The sequence below is a fragment of the Pseudomonas sp. RL genome (genome assembly GCF_000647775.1).
GTDB classification, from domain to species: Bacteria; Pseudomonadota; Gammaproteobacteria; order Pseudomonadales; family Pseudomonadaceae; genus Serpens; species Serpens flexibilis.
Window position 1 is genome coordinate 1 of record NZ_JBOY01000072.1, and the last position, 21,425, is coordinate 21,425.

20 protein-coding genes are annotated in these 21,425 nt (G+C 66.3%); 13 read left to right on the forward strand and 7 right to left on the reverse strand.

Annotation, left to right across the window (positions count from 1 at the left end):
• The 5 genes from AS93_RS20840 to AS93_RS0112710 form a co-directional block, all read left to right on the forward strand.
• Positions 1–190, forward strand: a 190-nt coding sequence (locus AS93_RS20840) for a hypothetical protein (protein ID WP_037009192.1), incomplete at its 5' end; no start/stop codon positions are given.
• The gene (locus AS93_RS0112695) at positions 187–762 is read left to right on the forward strand and encodes a mechanosensitive ion channel family protein (RefSeq protein ID WP_027590968.1); all 576 of its coding nucleotides are present in this window, start codon (positions 187–189) and stop codon (positions 760–762) included. The genes AS93_RS20840 and AS93_RS0112695, both read left to right, overlap by 4 nt.
• A gap of 6 nt (positions 763–768) precedes the next feature.
• Positions 769–1,527, forward strand: coding sequence for a TerC family protein (locus AS93_RS0112700; protein ID WP_027590969.1), 759 nt, complete (start codon positions 769–771; stop codon positions 1,525–1,527).
• Positions 1,528–1,555: 28 nt separating this feature from the next.
• A complete protein-coding gene (locus AS93_RS0112705) occupies positions 1,556–2,188 on the forward strand; it encodes a LysE family transporter (protein ID WP_027590970.1) in 633 nt (210 codons plus the stop codon).
• A gap of 1 nt (position 2,189) precedes the next feature.
• Complete coding sequence (locus AS93_RS0112710; protein ID WP_027590971.1) at positions 2,190–2,642, forward strand: YaiI/YqxD family protein; 453 nt, start codon at positions 2,190–2,192, stop codon at positions 2,640–2,642.
• A 6-nt stretch (positions 2,643–2,648) separates the two neighbouring features.
• On the opposite strand, the gene AS93_RS0112715 is transcribed toward AS93_RS0112710, so the two are convergent.
• The 3 genes from AS93_RS0112715 to elbB form a co-directional block, all read right to left on the reverse strand.
• The gene (locus AS93_RS0112715; RefSeq protein ID WP_027590972.1) at positions 2,649–3,230 is read right to left on the reverse strand and encodes an alpha/beta hydrolase; all 582 of its coding nucleotides are present in this window, start codon (positions 3,228–3,230) and stop codon (positions 2,649–2,651) included.
• Between the two features lie 165 nt (positions 3,231–3,395).
• Positions 3,396–3,857: a thioesterase family protein gene (locus tag AS93_RS0112720; protein WP_027590973.1), complete on the reverse strand. Its 462-nt coding sequence runs from the start codon at positions 3,855–3,857 to the stop codon at positions 3,396–3,398.
• Positions 3,858–3,961: 104 nt separating this feature from the next.
• Positions 3,962–4,621: an isoprenoid biosynthesis glyoxalase ElbB gene (elbB, locus tag AS93_RS0112725; protein ID WP_027590974.1), complete on the reverse strand. Its 660-nt coding sequence runs from the start codon at positions 4,619–4,621 to the stop codon at positions 3,962–3,964.
• A gap of 293 nt (positions 4,622–4,914) precedes the next feature.
• On the opposite strand from elbB, the gene hemB reads away from it, so the two are divergent.
• From hemB to AS93_RS0112740, 3 genes are all read left to right on the forward strand, one after another.
• Positions 4,915–5,931 carry a porphobilinogen synthase gene (hemB, locus tag AS93_RS0112730; protein ID WP_027590975.1) on the forward strand — a complete coding sequence of 339 codons (1,017 nt, stop codon included), beginning with the start codon at positions 4,915–4,917 and terminating at the stop codon, positions 5,929–5,931.
• 29 nt (positions 5,932–5,960) lie between these two features.
• Complete coding sequence (ppk1, locus tag AS93_RS0112735) at positions 5,961–8,147, forward strand: polyphosphate kinase 1 (RefSeq protein ID WP_051587469.1); 2,187 nt, start codon at positions 5,961–5,963, stop codon at positions 8,145–8,147.
• A 235-nt stretch (positions 8,148–8,382) separates the two neighbouring features.
• Positions 8,383–9,384: a TRAP transporter substrate-binding protein gene (locus AS93_RS0112740; RefSeq protein WP_051587470.1), complete on the forward strand. Its 1,002-nt coding sequence runs from the start codon at positions 8,383–8,385 to the stop codon at positions 9,382–9,384.
• Between the two features lie 27 nt (positions 9,385–9,411).
• Here AS93_RS0112740 and ppx read toward each other — a convergent pair whose 3' ends face one another.
• Positions 9,412–10,911 carry an exopolyphosphatase gene (ppx, locus tag AS93_RS0112745; protein ID WP_027590978.1) on the reverse strand — a complete coding sequence of 500 codons (1,500 nt, stop codon included), beginning with the start codon at positions 10,909–10,911 and terminating at the stop codon, positions 9,412–9,414.
• Between the two features lie 339 nt (positions 10,912–11,250).
• Here ppx and trxA point away from each other — a divergent pair, with 339 nt between their 5' ends.
• The 5 genes from trxA to AS93_RS0112770 all read left to right on the forward strand — a co-directional run bounded on the left by trxA (position 11,251) and on the right by AS93_RS0112770 (position 16,353).
• Entirely contained in the window at positions 11,251–11,577 is a 327-nt protein-coding gene (gene trxA, locus AS93_RS0112750; protein ID WP_027590979.1) for a thioredoxin TrxA, read from the forward strand.
• A gap of 234 nt (positions 11,578–11,811) precedes the next feature.
• Complete coding sequence (gene rho / locus AS93_RS0112755) at positions 11,812–13,071, forward strand: transcription termination factor Rho (RefSeq protein WP_027590980.1); 1,260 nt, start codon at positions 11,812–11,814, stop codon at positions 13,069–13,071.
• A gap of 122 nt (positions 13,072–13,193) precedes the next feature.
• On the forward strand, positions 13,194–14,660 hold the full coding sequence (ubiD, locus tag AS93_RS0112760; protein ID WP_027590981.1) for a 4-hydroxy-3-polyprenylbenzoate decarboxylase: 1,467 nt from the start codon (positions 13,194–13,196) through the stop codon (positions 14,658–14,660).
• A gap of 91 nt (positions 14,661–14,751) precedes the next feature.
• Entirely contained in the window at positions 14,752–15,723 is a 972-nt protein-coding gene (locus AS93_RS0112765) for a CDP-6-deoxy-delta-3,4-glucoseen reductase (RefSeq protein WP_027590982.1), read from the forward strand.
• Between the two features lie 252 nt (positions 15,724–15,975).
• Positions 15,976–16,353, forward strand: a complete 378-nt coding sequence (locus AS93_RS0112770; RefSeq protein WP_234702719.1) for a flagellar basal body-associated FliL family protein — start codon at positions 15,976–15,978, stop codon at positions 16,351–16,353.
• Between the two features lie 114 nt (positions 16,354–16,467).
• On the opposite strand, the gene AS93_RS0112775 is transcribed toward AS93_RS0112770, so the two are convergent.
• From AS93_RS0112775 to AS93_RS0112785, 3 genes are read right to left on the reverse strand one after another with little or no spacing between them, the layout of a single operon-like run.
• Positions 16,468–17,589 (reverse strand): ABC transporter permease, encoded by a 1,122-nt coding sequence (locus AS93_RS0112775; protein ID WP_027590984.1) that lies wholly within the window; start codon positions 17,587–17,589, stop codon positions 16,468–16,470.
• A gap of 1 nt (position 17,590) precedes the next feature.
• Positions 17,591–20,317, reverse strand: coding sequence for a ribosome-associated ATPase/putative transporter RbbA (gene rbbA, locus AS93_RS0112780; protein ID WP_027590985.1), 2,727 nt, complete (start codon positions 20,315–20,317; stop codon positions 17,591–17,593).
• Positions 20,314–21,387 carry an HlyD family efflux transporter periplasmic adaptor subunit gene (locus tag AS93_RS0112785; RefSeq protein ID WP_027590986.1) on the reverse strand — a complete coding sequence of 358 codons (1,074 nt, stop codon included), beginning with the start codon at positions 21,385–21,387 and terminating at the stop codon, positions 20,314–20,316. The genes rbbA and AS93_RS0112785 overlap by 4 nt, the downstream gene beginning before the upstream one ends.
• Positions 21,388–21,425 lie beyond the last annotated feature (38 nt).

A 21,425-nucleotide genomic window follows, 5' to 3' on the forward strand; every position in this document is an offset into this window, starting at 1 on the left:
AAAACTGGCGGCGATCGAAGCCCGACTGGCCGACCCGCAGGTGTATGAAGCAGTCCGCAAGGACGAGCTCAAGCAGCTACTGGCCGAGCAAAGCACCCTCAAGGCACGCGAGGCGCAACTGGAAGAAGCCTGGCTGGCCTGCCTGGAGACCCTCGAGGCCCTGCAGGCGGAACTGGAGAGCAGTCAATGAAGGAATGGTTGCCGTTGTGGGCTCAGGAGTGGTTCGGCATCCTGGTGCCCGGCTTGCAGATTGTCCTGATCCTGTTCGTCGCCTGGGCGCTGCAGCGCCTGCTGCGGCGCTTCATCGTGCGCGTGGGCGAGCGCTACCGCCTGCCGATGGAATTGCTGATGCCGCTGCGCGGCCTGCTCAGCTGGCTGATCATGGGCAGCGCCCTGCTGATGGTGCTGGAGCGCCTGGGCGTGTCGGCCACCGTGCTGTGGACCGCGCTGACCGGTTTCGCCGCCGTGGCGGCGGTGGCCTTCTTCGCCGCCTGGAGCGTGCTCTCCAACCTGTTCTGCGCCCTGCTGATCTTCACCGCCAGCCCGTTTCGCATCGGTGATCAGCTGGAAGTGGTGGAAAGCGCCGACAAGCCCGGGGTCAAGGGCCGAGTGGTGGACATCAATCTGCTCTACACCACCCTCGAGGATGTCAGCGAGGGCAGTCAGGGCTGCCTGCTGCAGATTCCCAATTCGCTGTTCTTCCAGAAGGTCGTGCGCCGCTGGCGGGGCACCGAACTTTCTACCCTCAAGCGCGAGATCTGATCCCCTATGGAATGGCTGACCAACCCGGAAATCTGGGTAGCTTTCCTGACTCTTACCGCCCTGGAAATCGTCCTGGGCATCGACAACATCATCTTCATATCCATCCTGGTGTCGCGCCTGCCCAGGCACCAGCAGGCCAAGGCACGTTTCTTCGGCCTGGCGCTGGCCATGGGTACGCGCATCCTGCTGCTGCTGTCGATTGCCTGGGTGATGCGCCTGACCAACGACCTGTTCACTGTCTGGGGTGAAGGCATTTCCGGTCGAGACCTGATCCTGTTCTTCGGCGGCCTGTTCCTGCTGTTCAAGAGCACCCTGGAGATCTGGCACAGCGTCGAGGGCGAAGAGGAATCCCATGAGGGTGCCGGCGCCGCCAGGGCCGGCTTCATGAGCATCATTCTGCAGATCGCGGTGATCGACATCATCTTCTCCCTGGACTCGGTGATCACCGCTGTGGGCTTGGTGGAGAACGTGCCGGTGATGGTCGCCGCCATCGTCATCGCCGTAATAGTAATGATGCTGGCCGCCGGCACCATCAGCGAGTTCATCGACAAGCACCCGACCCTGAAGATTCTTGCCCTGTCGTTCCTGATCGTGGTCGGCACCCTGTTGGTGGCCGAGGCCTTTGACGTGCACGTACCCAAGGGCTATGTGTACTTCGCCATGGCCTTCTCGCTGGGCGTCGAGGCGCTCAACATCCGCATGCGCCGCGCCATGAGCCGCAAGCTGCGTGATCCGCTGAAACTCAACAAGGGCCAGCCGGACTGAGTCCGCCTGACCCGCCGGGGACACTGCCATGGCCTGGGAAACCTGGTTCGCCTTCTTCGCCGCCTGCTGGGTGATCAGCCTGTCGCCCGGCGCCGGCGCCATCGCCTCGATGTCCAGCGGCCTGCGCTACGGCTTCTGGCGCGGCTACTGGAACGTGCTGGGCCTGCAGCTGGCGCTGGCCCTGCAGATCGCCATCGTCGCCGCCGGCCTGGGCGCGGTGCTGGCGGCCTCGGAGCTGGCCTTCGGGCTGATCAAGTGGTTCGGTGTCGCCTACCTGCTGTACCTGGGCTGGAAGCAGTGGGTCGCGCCGGTGGGCGAGCTGGCCGCCAGCGACACGGCGCGTCCGCTGGGCCGACCGCTGACCCTGGTGCTGCGCGGCTTTCTGGTCAACGCCAGCAACCCCAAGGCGATCGTCTTCATCCTCGCGGTGATTCCCCAGTTCCTCGATCCGCGTCAACCGCTGCTATCCCAGTACCTGATCATCGCCGCCACCATGATCGCCGTGGACCTGGTGGTGATGGCCGGCTACACCGGGCTGGCGGCCCGGGTACTGCGCCTGCTGCGTTCGCCTCGCCAGCAGCGGCTGCTCAACCGCACCTTTGGCGCGCTGTTCATGGCGGCCGCCGCCTTGCTGGCCACCGTGCGCCGGGCGCCGGCCTGACATGCGCATCTGGATCGACGCCGACGCCTGCCCCCGTCCGGCGCGGGACCTGGTGGTCAAGTTCGCCCTCAAGCGCAGCCTGCAGGTCAGCCTGGTGGCCGGCCAGGCGCAGACCAAACCGGCCTTTGCCTGCGTACGCCTGATCGTGGTGCCCAGCGGGCCGGATGCCGCCGACGATTACCTGGTCGAACACGCCGAGCCGGGCGATCTGGTGATCTGCAGCGACATTCCGCTGGCCGACCGGCTGGTGAAGAAGGGCGTCGTCGCCCTCGACCCGCGCGGCCGCGAGTTCGACGAGCGCAACATGGGCGAGCGCCTGGCGCTGCGCAACCTGTTCAGCGATCTGCGCGATCAGGGGCAGATGGGCGGTGGTCAGGCGGCCTATGCCGAGCGTGATCGCCAGGCCTTCGCCAACGCGCTGGATCGCCTGGTGACGCGCCTGTCCCGAGGCTGAGTCGGCTCAGGCGTAGCGTCGGGCATGCTCGTCGATCCGTTGCTGCAGGCGGTACAGCCATGCGAAGCCCTGTTCCCAGCGACGGTGTCCCGACTTCACATTGATATGGCCGACGCCGCTGAGCAGCGTGGCCTCGGCGTACCAGTCGGCGGCCAGTTGCAGGGCACTCGAGGCGCTGGCCGCCGGGTCGTTGTCGGAGGCGACCAGCAGGCTGGGGAAGGGCAGCGGCTGGCGCGGCAGCGGCGCAAAGTTGCGCAGCGGCTGCGGGCATTCGGCGCGCTCCACATCCGCCGGCGCCACCAGCAGCGCGCCACGGACTCGCTCCAGCAGAGCAGGTGATGCCTGGGTTGCCCAGTGGGCGATGGTCACACAGCCCAGGCTGTGGCCGATCAGGATCACCGGGCCGGGCGCCCGCGCGATGGCCTCTTCCAGGCGGCGCACCCAGGCAGCCTGACGCGGCTGCATCCAGTCATCCTGTTCCACTCGGGCGCTGTTGGGCAGCACGCGCTGCCAGTGGCTCTGCCAATGCTCGGCCGGCGACCCCTGCCAGCCGGGAACGATCAGGTAGTGGGGAGTGGAAAGGGACATGGCGCGCCTCCTGACGATTTCGGGCGCCAGTGTAGGGAGCTCTGTTTCGGATAAGAAGGAATAAAAGATTATTTTCTTATGCCTTTGAAGGATCTTCGTAGGGTGGCTCGCGCTTTACCGAGCCACCGTGCGCGCCGAGAGGCGCGCTGCCCGTGAAGCGGTGGCTTACCCGCACAGATAAGTCCCGGTGCCCACCGCGATCAGCACACCGTCCTGGTTATGCAGTTCGCTGCGCACCACTGCCACCTTGTTGCCCTCGCGCAGTGGCACCGCGCTGGCGATGAAGGACATGCCGCGTCCGGGGCGCAGGTAGTCGATGCGCAGGTCGATGGTGCCCAGTCGCGCCAGCCGGGCCATGCGTTCGGCCACCGGCAGCTCGTTCAGCCGTTCGCAGGCGCCAATCAGCGCCATGGCCCCGCCGGCCACGTCCAGCAGCGTGGCGATCGCGCCGCCATGCAGGATGCCCTGCACGAAGTTGCCAACCAGCTCGGCGCGCATCGGCATGCGCATCAGCACCTGCTGGCGGGACAGGCTGTCGATCTCGATGCCCAACTGCTGGTTGAAGGGGATGCGGGTGAAGAACTGGCCGATGGCCGCGTACAGCTCGTCGTTGGAGGATGGATGCATCGACGGCGCTCCGGAAGGCGGAGTGCGCAGGCTCGCCGGAAAGCGGCATCGCTGGCCAGTGGGCTGGCGCAGCGAGCCGGCAGTTTGTCCGCTATGACCTGTGGTCAGCCCTCGGCAAGGATCAGCACCTCGTCGACCAGCTTGTTGATGCCGGTGGCGGCCTCGCTGATGGACTTGGCCAGCATGTAGGCCGGGGTGGTGACCAACTTGTGGCGCCGATCGATCACGATGTCCTCCACCGGGCACTCCTGATGGTGCGCGCCCATCTTTTCCATGGCTGCGGCGGTGTCGGCGTCGTTGCCGATGGTGCACTGCACACCGGCACCGAAGATCTTCGCCGCCAGCGCGGGGGCGATGCAGATCAGGCCGATCGGCTTGCTCGCCTGCGCGAAGGCCTGGGTGAAGGCCAGCACGTCGGGTTGCACGCTGCAGTTGGCGCCGCTGACCGCGAAATCGCTGAGGTTCTTGGCCACACCGAAGCCGCCCGGCAGGATCAGCGCATCGAAGTCCTCGACCCGCGCTTCGCGCAGGTCCTTGATGTTGCCGCGCGCGATACGCGCCGCCTCGACCAGTACGTTGCGTGTGCCATTCATTTCTTCGCCCCGGTAATGGTCGATCACGTGCATCTGCTCGACATTCGGCGCGAAGCACTGGACCTGGGCGCCACGCTGGTCCAGGCGCAACAGCGTGAGCACGCTCTCGTAGATTTCCGCTCCGTCGTAGACACCACAGCCGGAAAGAATGACGGCGACTTTCTTGTGCATGCTGTTCTCCTGTATCGGTTCCTGAATGTGCAACCGCTGTGTCGTAGAGGCGGCGGATGCCGTCATCCTACTGCGTGATTGCCGGGTGGGCGAGTTCCTGCTTGGAGTGCCGGCGGTTGCCGCTGTTGCATGCCGGACGTCGCCGGCGCATGGCTCGACGCAGAGCCTCGGCTGGCCGACAATGGCCGCTCGTCGCGCCCGCCTGTGGGCGCCGTGCGGGCTGTCATCAAACGGTCATGATGATGCCGCTAACTCTTCACACACGCGCCCATGGGGCGCCTGGAGTACCCGCCGTGAGCTACACCCCCGCCGATCGCCTGTTCCCCGCCACCCGCCTGCGCCGCAACCGCAAGGACGAGTTTTCCCGTCGCCTGGTGCGCGAGAATCGGCTGAGCGTGGACGATCTGATCCTGCCGGTGTTCGTGCTCGACGGCGAGAACCGTCGTGAGGCAGTGCCCTCCATGCCCGGCGTGGAGCGCCTGTCCATCGACCTGCTGCTCAAGGAGGCCGAAACCTGGGTTGAGCTGGGCATTCCGGCGCTGGCGCTGTTCCCGGTCACCCGGACCGAGAAGAAGTCCCTGGACGCCGCCGAAGCCTGGAACCCGGACGGCATCGCGCAGCGCGCCACCCGCGCCCTGCGCGCGCGCTTCCCGGAACTGGGGGTGATCACCGACGTGGCGCTGGACCCGTTCACCACCCACGGCCAGGACGGCATCCTGGATGAAGAAGGCTACGTTCAGAACGACGTGACCGTCGATGCCCTGGTGCGCCAGGCGCTGTCCCATGCCGAGGCCGGTGCGCAGGTGGTGGCACCGTCGGACATGATGGACGGCCGCATCCAGGCCATCCGCGAAGCGCTGGAAGTGGCCGGCCACGTCAACGTGCGCATCCTCGCCTACTCAGCCAAGTACGCCAGCGCCTACTACGGCCCGTTCCGCGACGCGGTGGGTTCGGCCGCCAACCTGGGCAAGGGCAGCAAGAACACCTACCAGATGGACCCGGCCAACGGTGACGAGGCGCTGCACGAAGTGGCCGCCGACCTTGCAGAGGGTGCCGACATGGTGATGGTGAAGCCCGGCCAGCCTTACCTGGACATCGTCTGGCGCGTGAAGGAGACCTTCAAGGTGCCGACCTTCGCCTACCAGGTCAGCGGCGAGTACGCCATGCACATGGCAGCCATCCAGAACGGCTGGCTGAGCGAGGCGGTCATTCTCGAATCCTTGGTCGGATTCAAGCGTGCCGGGGCCGATGGCATCCTCACCTACTTCGCGGTGCGTGCCGCGCAATTGTTGAAACAACAGGGGCAATAAGCCCCCCAGCCGATCAGCAGGGAACCGAGATGAACACCGACGTTTCTATCGACAGTACAACCCCGGAGCGTGTTGACGGGGTCGAGGCGCCGCAGGTCGACGCGCTGCCGGTAGCACCCGAGCCGCCCGTGGCGACGGTGACCAACCTGGACGACACCAGCCTGTACATCCACCGCGAGCTGTCCCAGCTGCAGTTCAACATCCGCGTGCTGGACATGGCGCTGGACGAGTCCTACCCGCTGTTGGAGCGTCTCAAGTTCCTGCTGATCTTCTCCAGCAACCTGGATGAGTTCTTCGAGATCCGCGTCGCCGGCCTGAAGAAGCAGGTCAACTTCGCCCGCGAGCAGGCCGGCGCCGATGGCCTGCAGCCCCACCAGGCGCTGGCGCGCATCGGCGAGGTGGTGCACGAGCAGGTCACCCGCCAGTACTCGATCCTGCATGACGTGCTGCTGCCCGAGCTGGCCAAGCAGCAGATCCGCTTTATCCGCCGCCGGCAGTGGAACACCAAGATCAAGGCCTGGGTGCGTCGCTACTTCCGCGAGGAAATCGCGCCGATCATGACGCCGATCGGCCTCGACCCGACCCATCCGTTCCCGCTGCTGGTCAACAAGAGCCTCAACTTCATCGTCGAGCTGGAAGGCGTGGACGCCTTCGGCCGCGACTCCGGCCTGGCCATCCTGCCCGCGCCGCGCCTGCTGCCGCGGCTGATCCGCATTCCCGAGGAGGTTGGCGGCGCAGGCGACAACTTCGTGTTCCTGTCCTCGATGATCCACGCCCATGCCGACGACCTGTTCCACGGCATGAGCGTCAAGGGCTGCTACCAGTTCCGTCTGACCCGCAACGCCGATCTGGCGCTGGACGAGGACGTCGAGGACCTGGCCCGTGCATTGCGGGGTGAGCTGCTGTCGCGCCGCTACGGCGACGCGGTGCGCCTGGAAGTGGCTGACAACTGCCCGGCACATCTGTCCAATTACCTGCTGCGCCAGTTCAACCTGGGCGAGGGCGAGCTGTACAAGGTCAACGGACCGGTCAACCTGACCCGGCTGTTCAGCATCACCGGCCTGGACGGCCATCCGGAGCTGCAGTACACGCCGTTCACGCCGAGCATTCCCAAGGCGCTGCAGAACGCCGAGAACATCTTCAACGTGGTGGCCAAGCAGGACATCCTGCTGCTGCACCCCTACGAGTCGTTCACGCCGGTGGTCGATCTGCTGCGCCAGGCGGCCAAGGACCCCCATGTGCTGGCCATCAAGCAGACGCTGTACCGCAGCGGTGCCAACTCGGAGATCGTCGACGCGCTGGTGGAAGCGGCGCGCAACGGCAAGGAAGTCACCGCGGTGATCGAGCTGCGCGCGCGCTTCGACGAGGAGTCCAACCTGCACTTGGCCGGTCGCCTGCAGCAGGCCGGCGCGGTGGTCATCTACGGCGTGGTGGGCTTCAAGACGCACGCCAAGATGATGCTGATCATGCGCCGCGAGAACGGCGAACTGGTGCGCTACGCCCACCTGGGCACCGGCAACTACCACGCCGGCAACGCGCGCCTGTACACCGACTACAGCCTGTTGACCGCCGACGCGGCGCTCGGCGAGGACGTCTCCAAGCTGTTCAGCCAGCTGATCGGCATGGGCAAGACCCAGCGCATGAAGAAGCTGCTGCATGCGCCCTTCACCTTGAAGAAGACCCTCCTCGACCTGATCGCCCGCGAGACCCAGACGGCCAGCGAGGGCAAGCCGGCGCACATCATCATCAAGGTCAACTCGCTGACCGATCCGAAGATGATCAAGGCGCTGTACAAGGCCAGCCAGGCCGGCGTGAGGATCGACCTGATCGTGCGCGGCATGTGCTGCCTGCGCCCGGGCATTCCCGGGGTGTCGCACAACATCCAGGTGCGTTCGATCATCGGCCGCTTCCTGGAGCACAGCCGGGTGTACTACTTCCTGGCCGGCGGCGAGGAGCAGCTGTTCCTGGCCAGTGCCGACTGGATGGAGCGCAACCTGGACCGCCGCGTGGAGACCTGCTTCCCGGTGGAAGGCAAGAAGCTCAAGCTGCGGGTCAAGAAGGAGCTGGAAACCTACCTGGCAGACAACACCGGCAGCTGGATCCTGCAGCCGGATGGTCGCTACGTGCGCAACACACCCAGCGGCAATGCCCACCCGCGCAACAGCCAGATCCAACTGCTGGAGCGCCTGGCCAGCCCGCAGCTGCCCGTGCTCTGATCGGCGCCGGAGCCATGACGTCAAACCGTTGCCGCATTTTGTGATGCGGTCGATGGTTTGATCGCGGCGGTTGCCGAACACTCTCGCCCCGTTGCGCGCGGCGATCCCGCGGGCAACGGTCGCGATCGGCAAGGCTTCGGGCAGGGTAGCTGTGGAGCGGGTCGATCCCCTCATTCATCGTGGCTGCGGACAGGGGAAGGTCTTTGTCGGCTGCGCTGAACAAGTGCCTTTATCCATGCACCGTATCGTTCCACCGCTCCATTGCCTGCTGCTGGGGCTGTTTCTGGCCCTGCCGGCCAGCGCCCAGGATGGCGAGCCCATCCTCATCCGTTTCGCTCACGTGGTCGCCGACGACACCCCGAAAGGCAAGGGCGCGTTGCTGTTCAAGCAGCTCGCCGAACAGCGCCTGCCGGGCAAGGTGAAGGTCGAGGTCTACCCCAACTCCACGCTGTACGGCGACGGGGACGAGATGCAGGCGCTGCTCGATGGCAAGGTCGAGCTGCTGGCCCCCTCGCTCTCCAAGTTCGATCGCTACACCAAGAAGCTGCAGCTCTTTGACCTGCCGTTCCTCTTCGACGATGCCGAGGCGGTGAAGCGTTTCGGTCGGCGCGAAAAGAGTCGCGAACTGCTGCGTTCCATGGTCGGGCACGGCATCAGCGGGCTGGCCTACTGGAGCAACGGACTCAAGCAGCTGTCGGCCGACCGCCCGCTGCTGCTGCCGGCCGATGCCCGTGGTGTCAGCTTCCGGATCCAGAATTCGGCGGTGCTGCAGAGCCAGTTCGAGGCGCTGGGCGCGCAGCCGGTGCGCCTGGCCTTCGGGGCCATGTACCAGGCTCTGGAAAGCGGCCAGGTGCAAGGCGCGGAAAACCCCTGGTCGAACATCGTCAGCCAGAAGGTGCACACCGTGCAGTCGCACATCGTGGAGAGTAACCACGGCGTGCTGCACTACATGCTGATCACCAACACCCAGTTCTGGAACGGCTTGCCCTATGCGATCCGCGTCGAACTGGACGGCATCGTCGAGGAAGTCACCCAGGTGGTGAATGCCGAGGCCGAGGCGCTGAACGCGCGTGACCGCGCGCGGATCGTCGCCAGCGGCAAAACCAAGCTGATCACCCTGAGCGCGGAGCAGCGCGCGGCCTGGCGCGAGGCGATGCTGCCGGTCTGGAAGCTCTACGAGGACGAGATCGGCGCCGATGTGATCCGCGCCGCGCTGGCCGTCAACCGCAATCGCTGAGCGGCCGGGGCAGGCCCCGGCTCGGCTTCAGTGCACGCTCAGGCGGTACTCGATGCGCTTGAGCCAGTCGGCTTCCTGGGCGAAGTCCGCGCGGGTCAGCGGGTTGGCGGCCAGCCAGCCCTCGGGGAAGTGCAGGTCCAGATGGCGTTCGCCCGCCTCCAGGCGCACCCGGGGCATTTCCTGGGTGCCACGGATGTGGTGGAAGAGGATGGCGAAGCGCAGCAGGATGCACAGGCGCACCAGGGTATCGGTGTCGCCATCGGCTTCCTGGAACTTGTCCAGCGGAATGTTGCGGCGGTGACCGCGCACCAGCAGCGCCAGGTGCAACTGGTCCTGCCGCGAGAAGCCGGCCAGGTCCGAGTGCTCGATCAGGTAGGCGCCATGCTTGTGGTAGTGGTAATGAGCGATGTCCAGGCCGACCTCATGCACCCGGGCCGCCCAGCCCAGCAGCTCGCGATGCCAGTCCTGATCGAGCTTCCAGGCGCCCGCCACCTGCTCCAGGGCTGATAGCGCCTTGGTCTTCACCCGCTCGGCCTGCTCCTGGTCCACGTGGTAGCGCTCCATGAGCGCCGACAGGGTGCGCTCGCGCACATCCTCGTGGCTGTGGCGGCCGATCAGGTCGTAGAGCACGCCTTCACGCAAGGCGCCTTCGGAGTGGGTCATGTGCTGCAGGCCCAGGGCGTCGAAGATGGCTTCGAGAATGGCCAGGCCGGCCGGGAAGATGGGGCGGCGGTCCGGCTTGAGCCCTTCGAAATCGATCTGCTCGACGCTGTCCAGCTTGAGCAGGCGCCGCTTGAGCCAGTCCAGGCCTTCGGCATTCACCTCGCCGTTGCCGCGTTGTGCGGCCTGGATGACCTGGCCGATGGCGCGGATGGTGCCGGAGGCGCCCACCGCTTCCTGCCAGCCGTGCCGACGCAGGCCGGTTTCGATGCTCATCAGCTCCAGGCGTGCGGCGGTATAGGCCTCGGCGTAACGGGCCGTGCTGATCCGGCCGTCTGCGAAGAACTGCTTGGTAAAGCTGACGCAGCCCATTTGCAGGCTTTCCCGGGTCAGCGGCTCGAAGCGCTGGCCGATGACGAATTCCGTGCTGCCGCCACCGATATCGGCGACCAGGCGGTTGCCGTTCATGTCGGGGAAGGTGTGCGACACGCCGAGATAGATCAGGCGCGCCTCTTCGATGCCGGCCACCACTTCCACGGGGTGCCCGAGCAGCGCTTCGGCGCGCCGGATGAACAGGTTGCGGTTGCGCGCCACGCGCAGGGCATTGGTGCCGACGATGCGCACCGCGCCCTGCGGCAGGCCATGGATCAGCTGGGCGAAACGGGCCAGGCAGTCGAGGCCGCGCTGCATGGCTTCCTCGGTGAGGTGGCGGCGTTCATCGAGGCCGGCGGCCAGCTGGACCTTTTCGCCCAGGCGCTCGAGGATGCGGATTTCACCCTGGTCGACACGGGCCAGCACCATATGGAAGCTGTTCGACCCCAGATCGATGGCGGCGATCAGGGGGAACTGCTCTTGGACGTTGGACATAACGGTAGTCTCGGAAAAAAGCCGGGCAATCCTGCCATGTGATCATGGCAGAGCCAACGTCGAGTGTTGGCGATGGCCGCCGCGGCCCGTTGAGTGCGCCGGCCACGGCGACGGGTTGCGAGAGGGCTCCGCGTTGCGGCACGCCGATTCGGCGGGCCGGTGGCCGCCTGGCGTGCCTGCGGCATCCGGTCGCGGGGCTGTGGGGCGTTCGTCCCGTGCGCAGAGATTGACGAGGCCGCCATGACCCATAGTCAGAGTCAATCGCCGTCGCCTTCCAGATGTGGCCGGGGAAGGCTATCATACGGCCCACTTTTGCCTTGTCCGATCACGGAGACTTCCATGAGTGAGTTCATCACCAACGTCAGCGATGCCAGCTTCGAGCAGGACGTGCTCCAGGCGGACGGCCCTGTGCTGGTTGACTACTGGGCCGAGTGGTGCGGTCCGTGCAAGATGATCGCGCCGGTTCTGGACGAGATCGCCCAGACCTACCAGGGCAAGCTGAAGGTCTGCAAGCTGAACATCGACGACAACCAGGAAACCCCGCCGAAGTACGGCGTGCGCGGTATCCCGACGCTGATGCTGTTCAAGAACGGCAACGTCGAGGCCACCAAGGTGGGCGCCCTGTCCAAGTCGCAGCTGGCTGCCTTCCTGGACGCCAACCTGTAAGCGACGCGTGATGAAAAAGCCCTGCCGTTCGGCGGGGCTTTTTGCTTTACGGGCTGGACGCCTGTCCTTGGCCGATGGTAGATTCGGCACCGCTGTTTTTTTCGCAGCTCCCCGCAAGCCGTCGTCGACGCATTTAGCATTCGTATCTGCACGCGATTTCTGGTCGCCTTCTCCGACGCGGCTCACAAGCTCGATGCTTGTCCCATCCCTACCGCATACAACTTCGTCATTCCTATGAATCTGACCGAACTCAAGCAAAAGCCGATCGCCGAACTGCTCGACATGGCCGAACAGATGGGCATCGAGAACATGGCCCGTTCGCGCAAGCAGGACGTGATCTTCGCGCTGCTGAAGAAACACGCCAAAAGTGGCGAGGAAATCTCCGGTGACGGCGTGCTGGAAATCCTCCAGGACGGCTTCGGCTTCCTGCGCTCGGCCGACTCGTCCTACCTGGCCGGCCCCGACGACATCTATGTCTCGCCCAGCCAGATCCGTCGCTTCAACCTGCGCACGGGCGACACCATCGTCGGCAAGATCCGTCCTCCCAAGGAAGGCGAGCGCTACTTCGCGCTGCTCAAGGTCGATTCGATCAACTTCGACCGCCCGGAAAACGCCAAGAACAAGATCCTGTTCGAGAACCTCACCCCGCTATTCCCCAACCAGCGCCTGAAGATGGAAGCCGGCAACGGTTCCACCGAGGATCTCACCGGCCGCGTCATCGACCTCTGCGCCCCGATCGGCAAGGGTCAGCGCGGTCTGATCGTCGCCCCGCCCAAGGCGGGCAAGACCATCATGCTGCAGAACATCGCGGCCAACATCACCCGCAACAATCCCGAGTGCTACCTGATCGTCCTGCTGATCGACGAGCGCCCGGAAGAAGTGACCGAGATGCAGCGCACCGTGCGCGGCGAAGTGGTCGCCTCCACCTTCGACGAACCGCCGACCCGCCACGTGCAGGTTGCCGAAATGGTCATCGAGAAGGCCAAGCGCCTGGTCGAGCACAAGAAGGACGTGGTCATCCTGCTCGACTCCATCACCCGCCTGGCGCGCGCCTACAACACCGTGATCCCCAGCTCCGGCAAGGTGCTGACCGGTGGTGTCGACGCCCATGCCCTGGAGAAGCCCAAGCGCTTCTTCGGCGCCGCCCGTAACATCGAGGAAGGCGGCAGCCTGACCATCCTGGCCACCGCCCTGGTGGAAACCGGCTCGAAGATGGATGAAGTCATCTACGAAGAGTTCAAGGGCACCGGCAACCTGGAGCTGCAGCTGGAGCGCCGCATCGCCGAGAAGCGCGTGTTCCCGGCGATCAACATCAACCGCTCCGGTACCCGCCGCGAGGAGCTGCTGACCGCCGATGACGAGCTGCAGCGCATCTGGATCCTGCGCAAGCTGCTGCACCCGATGGACGAGATCGCCGCCATCGAGTTCCTGCTCGACAAGCTGAAAGACACCAAGACCAACGACGAATTCTTCATGTCCATGAAGCGCAAGTAAGCGTTCGGTCCAGGTAGCCAAAAGGCCGGGCTTGTCCCGGCCTTTTGCTTTTTCAGCGGTTTTGTAACACGGCGGCCAACGGTACACTGCGGCCCCCGACCCGCCCCCAGCGAGGCCCAAGCATGCAGTATCGCGATCTGCGCGACTTCATCACTGCCCTGGAACAGCGCGGCGAGCTGAAACGCATTCAGACGCCGGTGTCGCCCGTTCTGGAAATGACCGAGATCTGCGACCGCACCCTGCGCAAGGGTGGCCCGGCGCTGCTGTTCGAAAAGCCCGCCGGCTTCGACATGCCGGTGCTTGGCAACCTGTTCGGCACTCCCGGTCGCGTGGCGCTGGGCATGGGCGCCGAGGCGGTGTCGGAACTGCGCGAGATCGGCAAGCTGCTCGCCTACCTCAAGGAGCCCGAGCCGCCGAAGGGTTTCAAGGACGCGCTGGGCAAACTGCCGCTGCTCAAGAAGGTCATCAGCATGGCGCCCAAGGTGCGCAAGGACGCCGCCTGCCAGGAAGTGATCCTGGAAGGCGACGACGTTGACCTGTCCCGCCTGCCCATCCAGCACTGCTGGCCGGGCGATGCCGCGCCGCTGATCACCTGGGGCCTGACCATCACCAAGGGGCCGAACAAGGAACGCCAGAACCTCGGTATCTACCGCCAGCAGGTGATCGGCCGCAACAAGGTGATCATGCGCTGGCTGAGCCATCGCGGCGGCGCGCTGGATTACCGCGAGTGGTGCGAGAAGTATCCGGATCGCCCGTACCCGGTGGCCGTGGCGCTGGGCGCCGACCCGGCGACCATTCTCGGCGCGGTGACACCGGTGCCGGATACCCTCTCCGAATACGCCTTCGCCGGCCTGCTGCGCGGTTCGCGCACCGAGCTGGTCAAGTGCCTGGGCAGCGAGCTGCAGGTGCCGGCCGGCGCCGAGATCATCCTCGAAGGGCATATCTACCCGGGAGAGATGGCCGACGAAGGCCCCTATGGCGATCACACCGGCTACTACAACGAGGTGGATCGCTTCCCGGTGTTTACCGTCGAGCGCATCACCCACCGCAAGGATCCGATCTACCACAGCACCTATACCGGTCGTCCGCCTGACGAGCCGGCGATCCTCGGCGTGGCGCTCAACGAAGTGTTCGTGCCGATCCTGCAGAAGCAGTTCCCGGAGATAACCGACTTCTACCTGCCGCCGGAAGGCTGCTCCTACCGCATGGCGGTGGTGACCATGAAGAAGCAGTACCCGGGGCATGCCAAGCGGGTGATGCTCGGCGTGTGGAGTTTCCTGCGCCAGTTCATGTACACCAAGTTCGTCATCGTCACCGACGACGACATCAACGCCCGCGACTGGAACGATGTGATCTGGGCCATCACCACGCGCATGGACCCCAAGCGCGACACGGTGATGATCGATAACACACCCATCGACTACCTGGACTTTGCCTCGCCGATTTCTGGCCTGGGCTCGAAGATGGGCCTGGATGCCACCCACAAGTGGCCGGGCGAGACCAGCCGAGAATGGGGCCGCGTCATCACCCGCGATGAGGCTGTCGTGCGGCGCGTCGACGAACTCTGGGCGAGTCTGGGCATCGACTGAGCGGACGCAGAGCCGCCATAGCACAACCTGAATCGGTGTCGCGGCCGGCAACGTCCGTGGCCCCGGTCGTATTTCCCTGCGAGAAACTGCCTTGAACGTGACTGTCCAACCCTCCGGCGTGGTGCTGGAGGTTCAGCCTGGCGAGTGCATCCTGGATGCCGCCCGGCGCCTGGGCCTGGAATGCCCTCAGAGCTGCCGCAACGGCAATTGCCACATCTGCGCCGCCACGCTGCTGCGCGGCCGGGTGCGCCAGCGCGACGCCGAGCTGACCGCCGGCGAGGTCCTGCCCTGTGTGGCGGTGCCGCTGGCGGACTGCGAACTGCTGTGGCCGCTGCTGCTGGCGCCGGGCACCCTGCCGGTGCGCGAGATGAGTTGCCAACTGATCGCCTGCGAACCGCTGGGTGGCGACGTGTACCGCCTGCGCCTGCGCGCGCCGGCTGGCAAGCCGCCACGCTACCACGCCGGGCAGTATGTGATGCTGCAGCGCGAGGATGGCGATTGGTCGGCCTATTCGCTGGCGTCCGCGCCGCACCAGGGCCGCGAGCTGGAACTGCACATCCTGGCGCGCGACGAGCAGCCGCGTGCGCTGCTGGCGTTCATCGAACGCAGCGGGGTAGCACGGGTCCAGCTGCCGTTCGGCGATGCCTGCCTGGAACGCCTGCCGGAGGGTCCGCTGCTGCTGATCGCCGCTGGCACCGGCCTGGCGCAGATGTGCGGCCTGATCGAGCACTGCCGTGCCTCCGGCTTTGCCCATCCGCTGCACCTCTATTGGGGGGTGCGCAGTCCCGAGGACTTCTATGCGCTGCCGCAGTGGGACGAGTGGCAGCGCACGCCCAACCTGATCTTGCACCGGGTGGTCAGCGACCTGTGCGGCTGGGAAGGGCGCTGCGGGCTGTTGCACGAGGCCGTGCGGGCGGACTTCCCCAGCCTGTCCGGACTGCACGTCTATGCCAGCGGCTCGCCGGCGATGGTCTACGCCACCCTGGATGCGCTGGTGGAGGCCGGCATGGCGCCGCAGCAGATGCATGCTGATGTCTTCGCCTATGCGCCGCGTCCGGCCTGAGGGCCGTAACGCTTTTCTTGTCCGCCATCGCGCCGGCGCGGCGCGCCTGGCGGCCCGCAGGGTGGGTCGATAAGGCGACCCACCCTGCGGAGTCCTGGACGCCGTCCGAAAATTGACGCGGGCAGCCGCCGCCGCCGGGCCAGCCCGGCGAAGCCTCGCGGAATGCCGCGCGCCACGAGCTGGCACGCTAATAGCTAGGCAAGCCGTCAACGCCAGAGGAGTTTGCTTGTGAAATCGCTTATCGCCGCGCTGATGCTGCTGGGTCTGTTTGCCGCTCCGGTGCAGGCTGCCAAGGAATACGATCCCAGCAAGGTTCTGTATGTCGAGCTGCGCCCGTCGCTGGTCGGCAACTACGGGGATGGCCCGCGCCCGCGCTTCTACAAGGCCGACGTGGCCCTGCGGGTCACCGGCACCTTTGCGCAGGCGCGCCTGGAGCACCACCAGGCTCTGATCCGTAACGAGCTGATCATGCTGTTCGCCGCCGTGCCCACGGGCGGCATGGACAGCCTGGAAGCCAAGGAGCAGCTGCGCCAGAAGGCGCTGGAACGCATCCGCGCCGTCATCGAGTACGAAGAAGGCTACCCGCTGGTCGAGGACCTGCTGTTCACCAACCTGATCGCCCAGCCGTAAGACAGGGGCTGCACGAACCCTGTAGGAGCGACTTCAGTCGCGAGCTTCTGGCGTCGGCCCGCACCAAAGCATCGCGGCTGAAGCCGCTCCTACAAAAGATGGGTGCAGCAGCCCTCAGGCCATCTGCGCCAGCGTCTTGCGAAAGCGCGCCAGCGCGCCGAAGAAGAACAGCGCACCGATGCCCAGGATGGCCAGCAGCTGCGGCCAGACGATGGCCAGCCCAGCGCCGCGGTAGAGGATTGCCTGGGCCAGGCTGACGAAGTGGGTGGTTGGCGCCACCAGCATGATGTACTGCACCACCTCCGGCATGCTTTCGCGTGGCGTGGTGCCGCCGGAGAGAATCTGCAGCGGCATCAGCACCAGGATGATCAGCAGGCCGAGCTGCGGCATCGAGCGCGCCACCGTACCGAAGAAGATGCCCATCGAGGTGGTGGCGAACAGGTGCAGAGCGGCGCCGAACAGGAACAGCCACAGCGAACCCTCGATAGGCACCTGCAGCCAGCCCTGCACCACCACCACCAGAGACAGCGCGGTCGCGCCGAGTACCACCAGGCCCATCGACCAGACCTTGCCGAGCATGATCTCCAGCGGCGTCACCGGCATCACCAGCAGGTGCTCGACGGTGCCGTGTTCGCGTTCGCGGATCAGTGCCGCCCCGGTGAGGATGATCGACAGCATGGTGATCTGGTTGATCACTTCCATCACCGAGCCGAACCAGGAACGGGTCAGGTTGGGGTTGAAGGCCACGCGCATCTCCAGCTCCACGGCCTGGTTGCTGCCGCCCCGGTGGCGCTGCAGGAACTCGGCAATCTCGCTGGCGGCGATGCTCTGGATGTAGCCGGCGCCGGTGAATGCCTGGCTCACCTGGGTGGCGTCCACATTCAGCTGCGCCGTCGGCTGGCGTCCGGCCAGCAGGTCGCGCTGGAAGTTCGGCGGAATGTTCAGGGTGAAGGTGTAGTCGCCGGCATCCATGCCACGGTCCATCTGGTTGAGGTCGATCAACTGCGGCGGCAGGAAGAACGGCGGCTGGAAGGCGTTGATGATGCGCATCGACAGCGGTGAGCGGTCCTCGTCGACCACTGCGAGGCTGGCATGGTGCAGGCTTTCCGGCATGCTGCTGGCGGCGGTGTAGACTCCCAGGGTGAAGGCCCAGGCGATCAGCAACAGCAGCGCCACGTCGCGATACAGGCTGCGCAGCTCCTTGATGCCCAGGTTCAGCACGTTGCTGCGACGCATCTCAGGCCTCCTGCTTCTTCAACAGGCTGGTGCACAGCGCCAGCAGGACGGGAATGGTGATGGCCAGCGGCAGCAGGTAGCTACCCAGGTCGCCGAAGCCCAGCGCCTTGGAGAACACCCCGCGGCTGATGACCAGGAAATGCGAGGTGGGATACAGCTGACCGATCACGGCCCCGAAGCCTTCCAGCGAGGAAACCGGGTAGATCAGCCCGGAGAACTGGATGGCGGGGATCAGCGTGGCGATGGCGGTGCCGAACACCGCGGCGATCTGGCTGCGGGTGAAGGTGGACATCAGCAGCCCCAGCGCGGTGGCGCAGCCCAGGTAGAGCACGGCGCCAAGCAGCAGGGTCAGCGGGCTGCCCTTGAGCGGTACATCGAACAGGGTGATTGCCGCCACGACCAGCAGGACGAAATTCAGCAGGCCGAGTGCCAGGTATGGCAACTGCTTGCCGAGCAGGAATTCCAGGCGGGTCACCGGCGTGACGTACAGGTTGATGATCGAGCCCAGCTCCTTTTCGCGCACCACGCCCAGGGCGGTGAGCATGGCCGGGATGAGCATCAGCAGCAGCGGAATCACCGCCGGCACCATGGCCTTGAGGCTTTCCACGTCCGGGTTGTAGCGGTAGCGGACCTCCAGCGAGGCTGGCAGCGCGGTGGACTGGCCGGCCGCGCGGGCCAGATTCTGCAGGTAGTCATTATGGATGCCCTGCACGTAGCCCTTGATGGTTTCGGCGCGGGTCGGCATGGCGCCATCCACCCAGGCCGCGATGGCGGGGCTGGCGCCACGCTTGAGCTCACGGCCGAAGCCGGGGGGGATTTCCACTGCCAGGCTGATCTCGCCGCTGCGCAAGCGCCGGTCGAGGTCGGCGTGATCGCGCAGGGGCGGTTTCTCGAGGAAGTAGCGCGAGCCGGACAGGTTCAGGCTGTAGGCCTGGCTGGTGGTGGTCTGGTCGTGGTCGAGCACCGCGAACGACAGGTCCTCGACATCCAGGCTGATGCCGTAGCCGATGATGAACAGCAGCAGCAGGCTGCCGAGCAGCGCCATGCTGCCGCGGATCGGGTCGCGACGCAGCTCCAGGGACTCGCGGCGCGCGTAGCTGAACAGGCGCAGCAGGCTGAAGCGCTGGCGCGGCTGCCGGGCCAGCGGCGCGGCGATCGAGGTGGCGGGCGTCTTCGGAGCGGGCGTGTCGGCGCCGGCCGCCTCCTCCAGGTAGGCGATGAAGGTGGCTTCCAGACTGGGCAGCCCGCGCCGTTCCATCAGCTCCTGCGGCGTGCCGCTGTCCAGCACCACGCCGGCGTGCATCAGCGAGATGCGATCGCAGCGCTGCGCCTCGTTCATGAAATGGGTGGAGATGAAGATAGTCACGCCGTCGCGCCGCGACAGGTCGATCATCAACTGCCAGAAGCCGTCGCGGGCCACCGGATCGACGCCCGAGGTGGGCTCGTCGAGGATCAGCAGCTCCGGCTCGTGGATCACCGCCACGGCCAGCGACAGGCGCTGGCGCAGGCCGAGCGGCAGGCGCTCGGGCAGCTGGTCCATCACCGGGCGCAGGTCGAAGCGCTCGGCCAGTTCGGCGATGCGTGGCGCGATGCGTTCTTGGGGCATCTGGAACAGCCGGGCATGCAGGTCGAGGTTCTGCTCGACGGTCAGCTCGCGGTACAGCGAAAAGGCCTGCGACATGTAGCCGACCCGTCGTCGGGTCTGCAGGTCGTGGGGATCGACCGGCTGGCCGAACAGGAAGGCCTCCCCCTCGCTGGCCGGCAGCAGGCCGGTGAGCATTTTCATGGTGGTGGACTTGCCGCAGCCGTTCGAGCCGAGGAAGCCAAAGATTTCGCCGCGCGGGATGCGCAGGTTCACGTCGCGAACCGCCACGAAGTCGCCGAAACGCATGGTCAGGCCGTGTGCCTCGATGGCAATGTCCGTCTCGCCAGAGGGGCGTGGCGGAATCACCAGCTGGCGGTGTTCCCGGCGTTTTTCCTCCGGCAACAGGGCGATGAACGCTTCCTCCAGGCTGCTGCTCGCGCTCTGCTGGCGCAGCTCGGCGGGCGTGCCGGCGGCCAGCACCCGGCCGGCATCCATGGCCACCAGCCAGTCGAAGCGTTCGGCCTCCTCCATGTAGGCGGTGGCCACCAGCACGCTCATCTGCGGGCGTTCGGCGCGGATGCGCGCGATCAGCTCCCAGAACTGGTTGCGCGACAGTGGATCGACACCGGTGGTCGGCTCGTCGAGGATCAGCAGGTCCGGGTCGTGGATCAGCGCGCAGCACAGGCCGAGCTTCTGCTTCATGCCACCGGAGAGCTTGCCGGCCGGGCGTTCACGGAACGCTGACAGGCCGGTGCTGCGCAGCAGCTCGTCGATGCGTCGTTCGCGCTCGGCCTGGCGCTGGCCGAACAGGCGGCCGAAGAAGTCGAGGTTCTCCACCACCGAGAGCGTCGGATAAAGGTTCTTGCCCAGCCCCTGGGGCATGTAGGCGATGTGCGGGCAGACACGCCGGCGGTGGCGCGGATCGGCCATGTCGCCGCCTAGCGCCGCGACGCGGCCGTCCTGGATCCTGCGGGCGCCGGCGACCAGCGCCAGCAGGCTGGACTTGCCGACGCCGTCCGGGCCGATCAGGCCGACCATGCGCTGCGCGGGCAGCTCCAGGTCGATGTCGGCCAGCGCGCGGGTCTTGCCGTAGCGCAGGCCGACCCCCTGGAGCCGCGCGACCGGCTCGCCCGCGGCGCTCATTGCGGAACCTTGATCGCCAGGTGCGCCGGCCACTCGGCCGCCGGATCAAGCCGCAGGTAGGCCATGCCCGGCACGCCGGTCTTTACGTGGGCCAGGTGCTTGCGCAGCAGGTCGGGGTCGATGCGCGCCTTGACGCGAAACATCATCTTCTCCCGCTCGCTGGTGGTCTCCACGGTCTTGGGCGTGAACTGGGCGACGCTGGCCACGTAGGTGATGCGCGCCGGAATCACGTACTCGGGGGCCGCGTCGACCACCAGACGCGCCTCGGCGCCCAGCGCCACGCGCCCGGCCTGGCGCTCGGGCAGGAAGAAGGTCATGTAGACGTCGGACAGATCGACCAGATTGAGCAGCTTGCCGCCGGCACCGAGCACCTCGCCCGGCTGGCTGATACGGTACTGCACCCGGCCGGCGCGCGGCGCCTTGAGCTGGCTGTCGTCGATGTCCACCTGCAGGCGGGTGACACTGGCCTGTGCCGCCTCCACCGCGGATTGCGCCTCGATGACCTGCGACTGGGCGGCGGCGATGCCGGCCTCGGCGGAACTGACCTGGGAGCGCGAGGCAGCCAGCGCGGCCTGAGCGCTCTGCAGGGCGGCCAGATCGTCGTCCAGCTGCTGGCGCGGCACGGCGTTGCTCTTCACCAGCGTCTGACTGCGCGCGTGGCGCTTCTGTGCGGCGGCGAGTTCTGCCTGGCGCTGGCGAACCACGGCCTCGGCGGTGCTCTTCTCGCTTTCGCGCAGGGCCACCTGGGCGCGTGCGGTGTGGATGGCATTCTCGGCCTGGCGCAGTTGGGCGCGCGCCTGGGCCAGCTGGGCTTCGAGTACCTGGGTATCCATGCGCGCCAGCACCTGGCCGGCGTCCACGAAGTCGCCTTCCTCCACATCGATGGCCGCTACCCGGCCGCCGAGTTTGGTGGCCACGTCGACCTCGGTGGCCTCGATGCGGCCATTGCCCGAGGCGAAGCCGTCACCCAGGCCGCTGGGGCGAAGCTCGTACCAGGCCAGGCCGGCAAGGCCGGCGATGATGGCGAGGGGGATGCCCACACGGGTGATCCAGCGTGTGCTCTTGGTCATGCTCCGCTCCTTACCGTAGGGAGGCCCGCTGCAAAGGA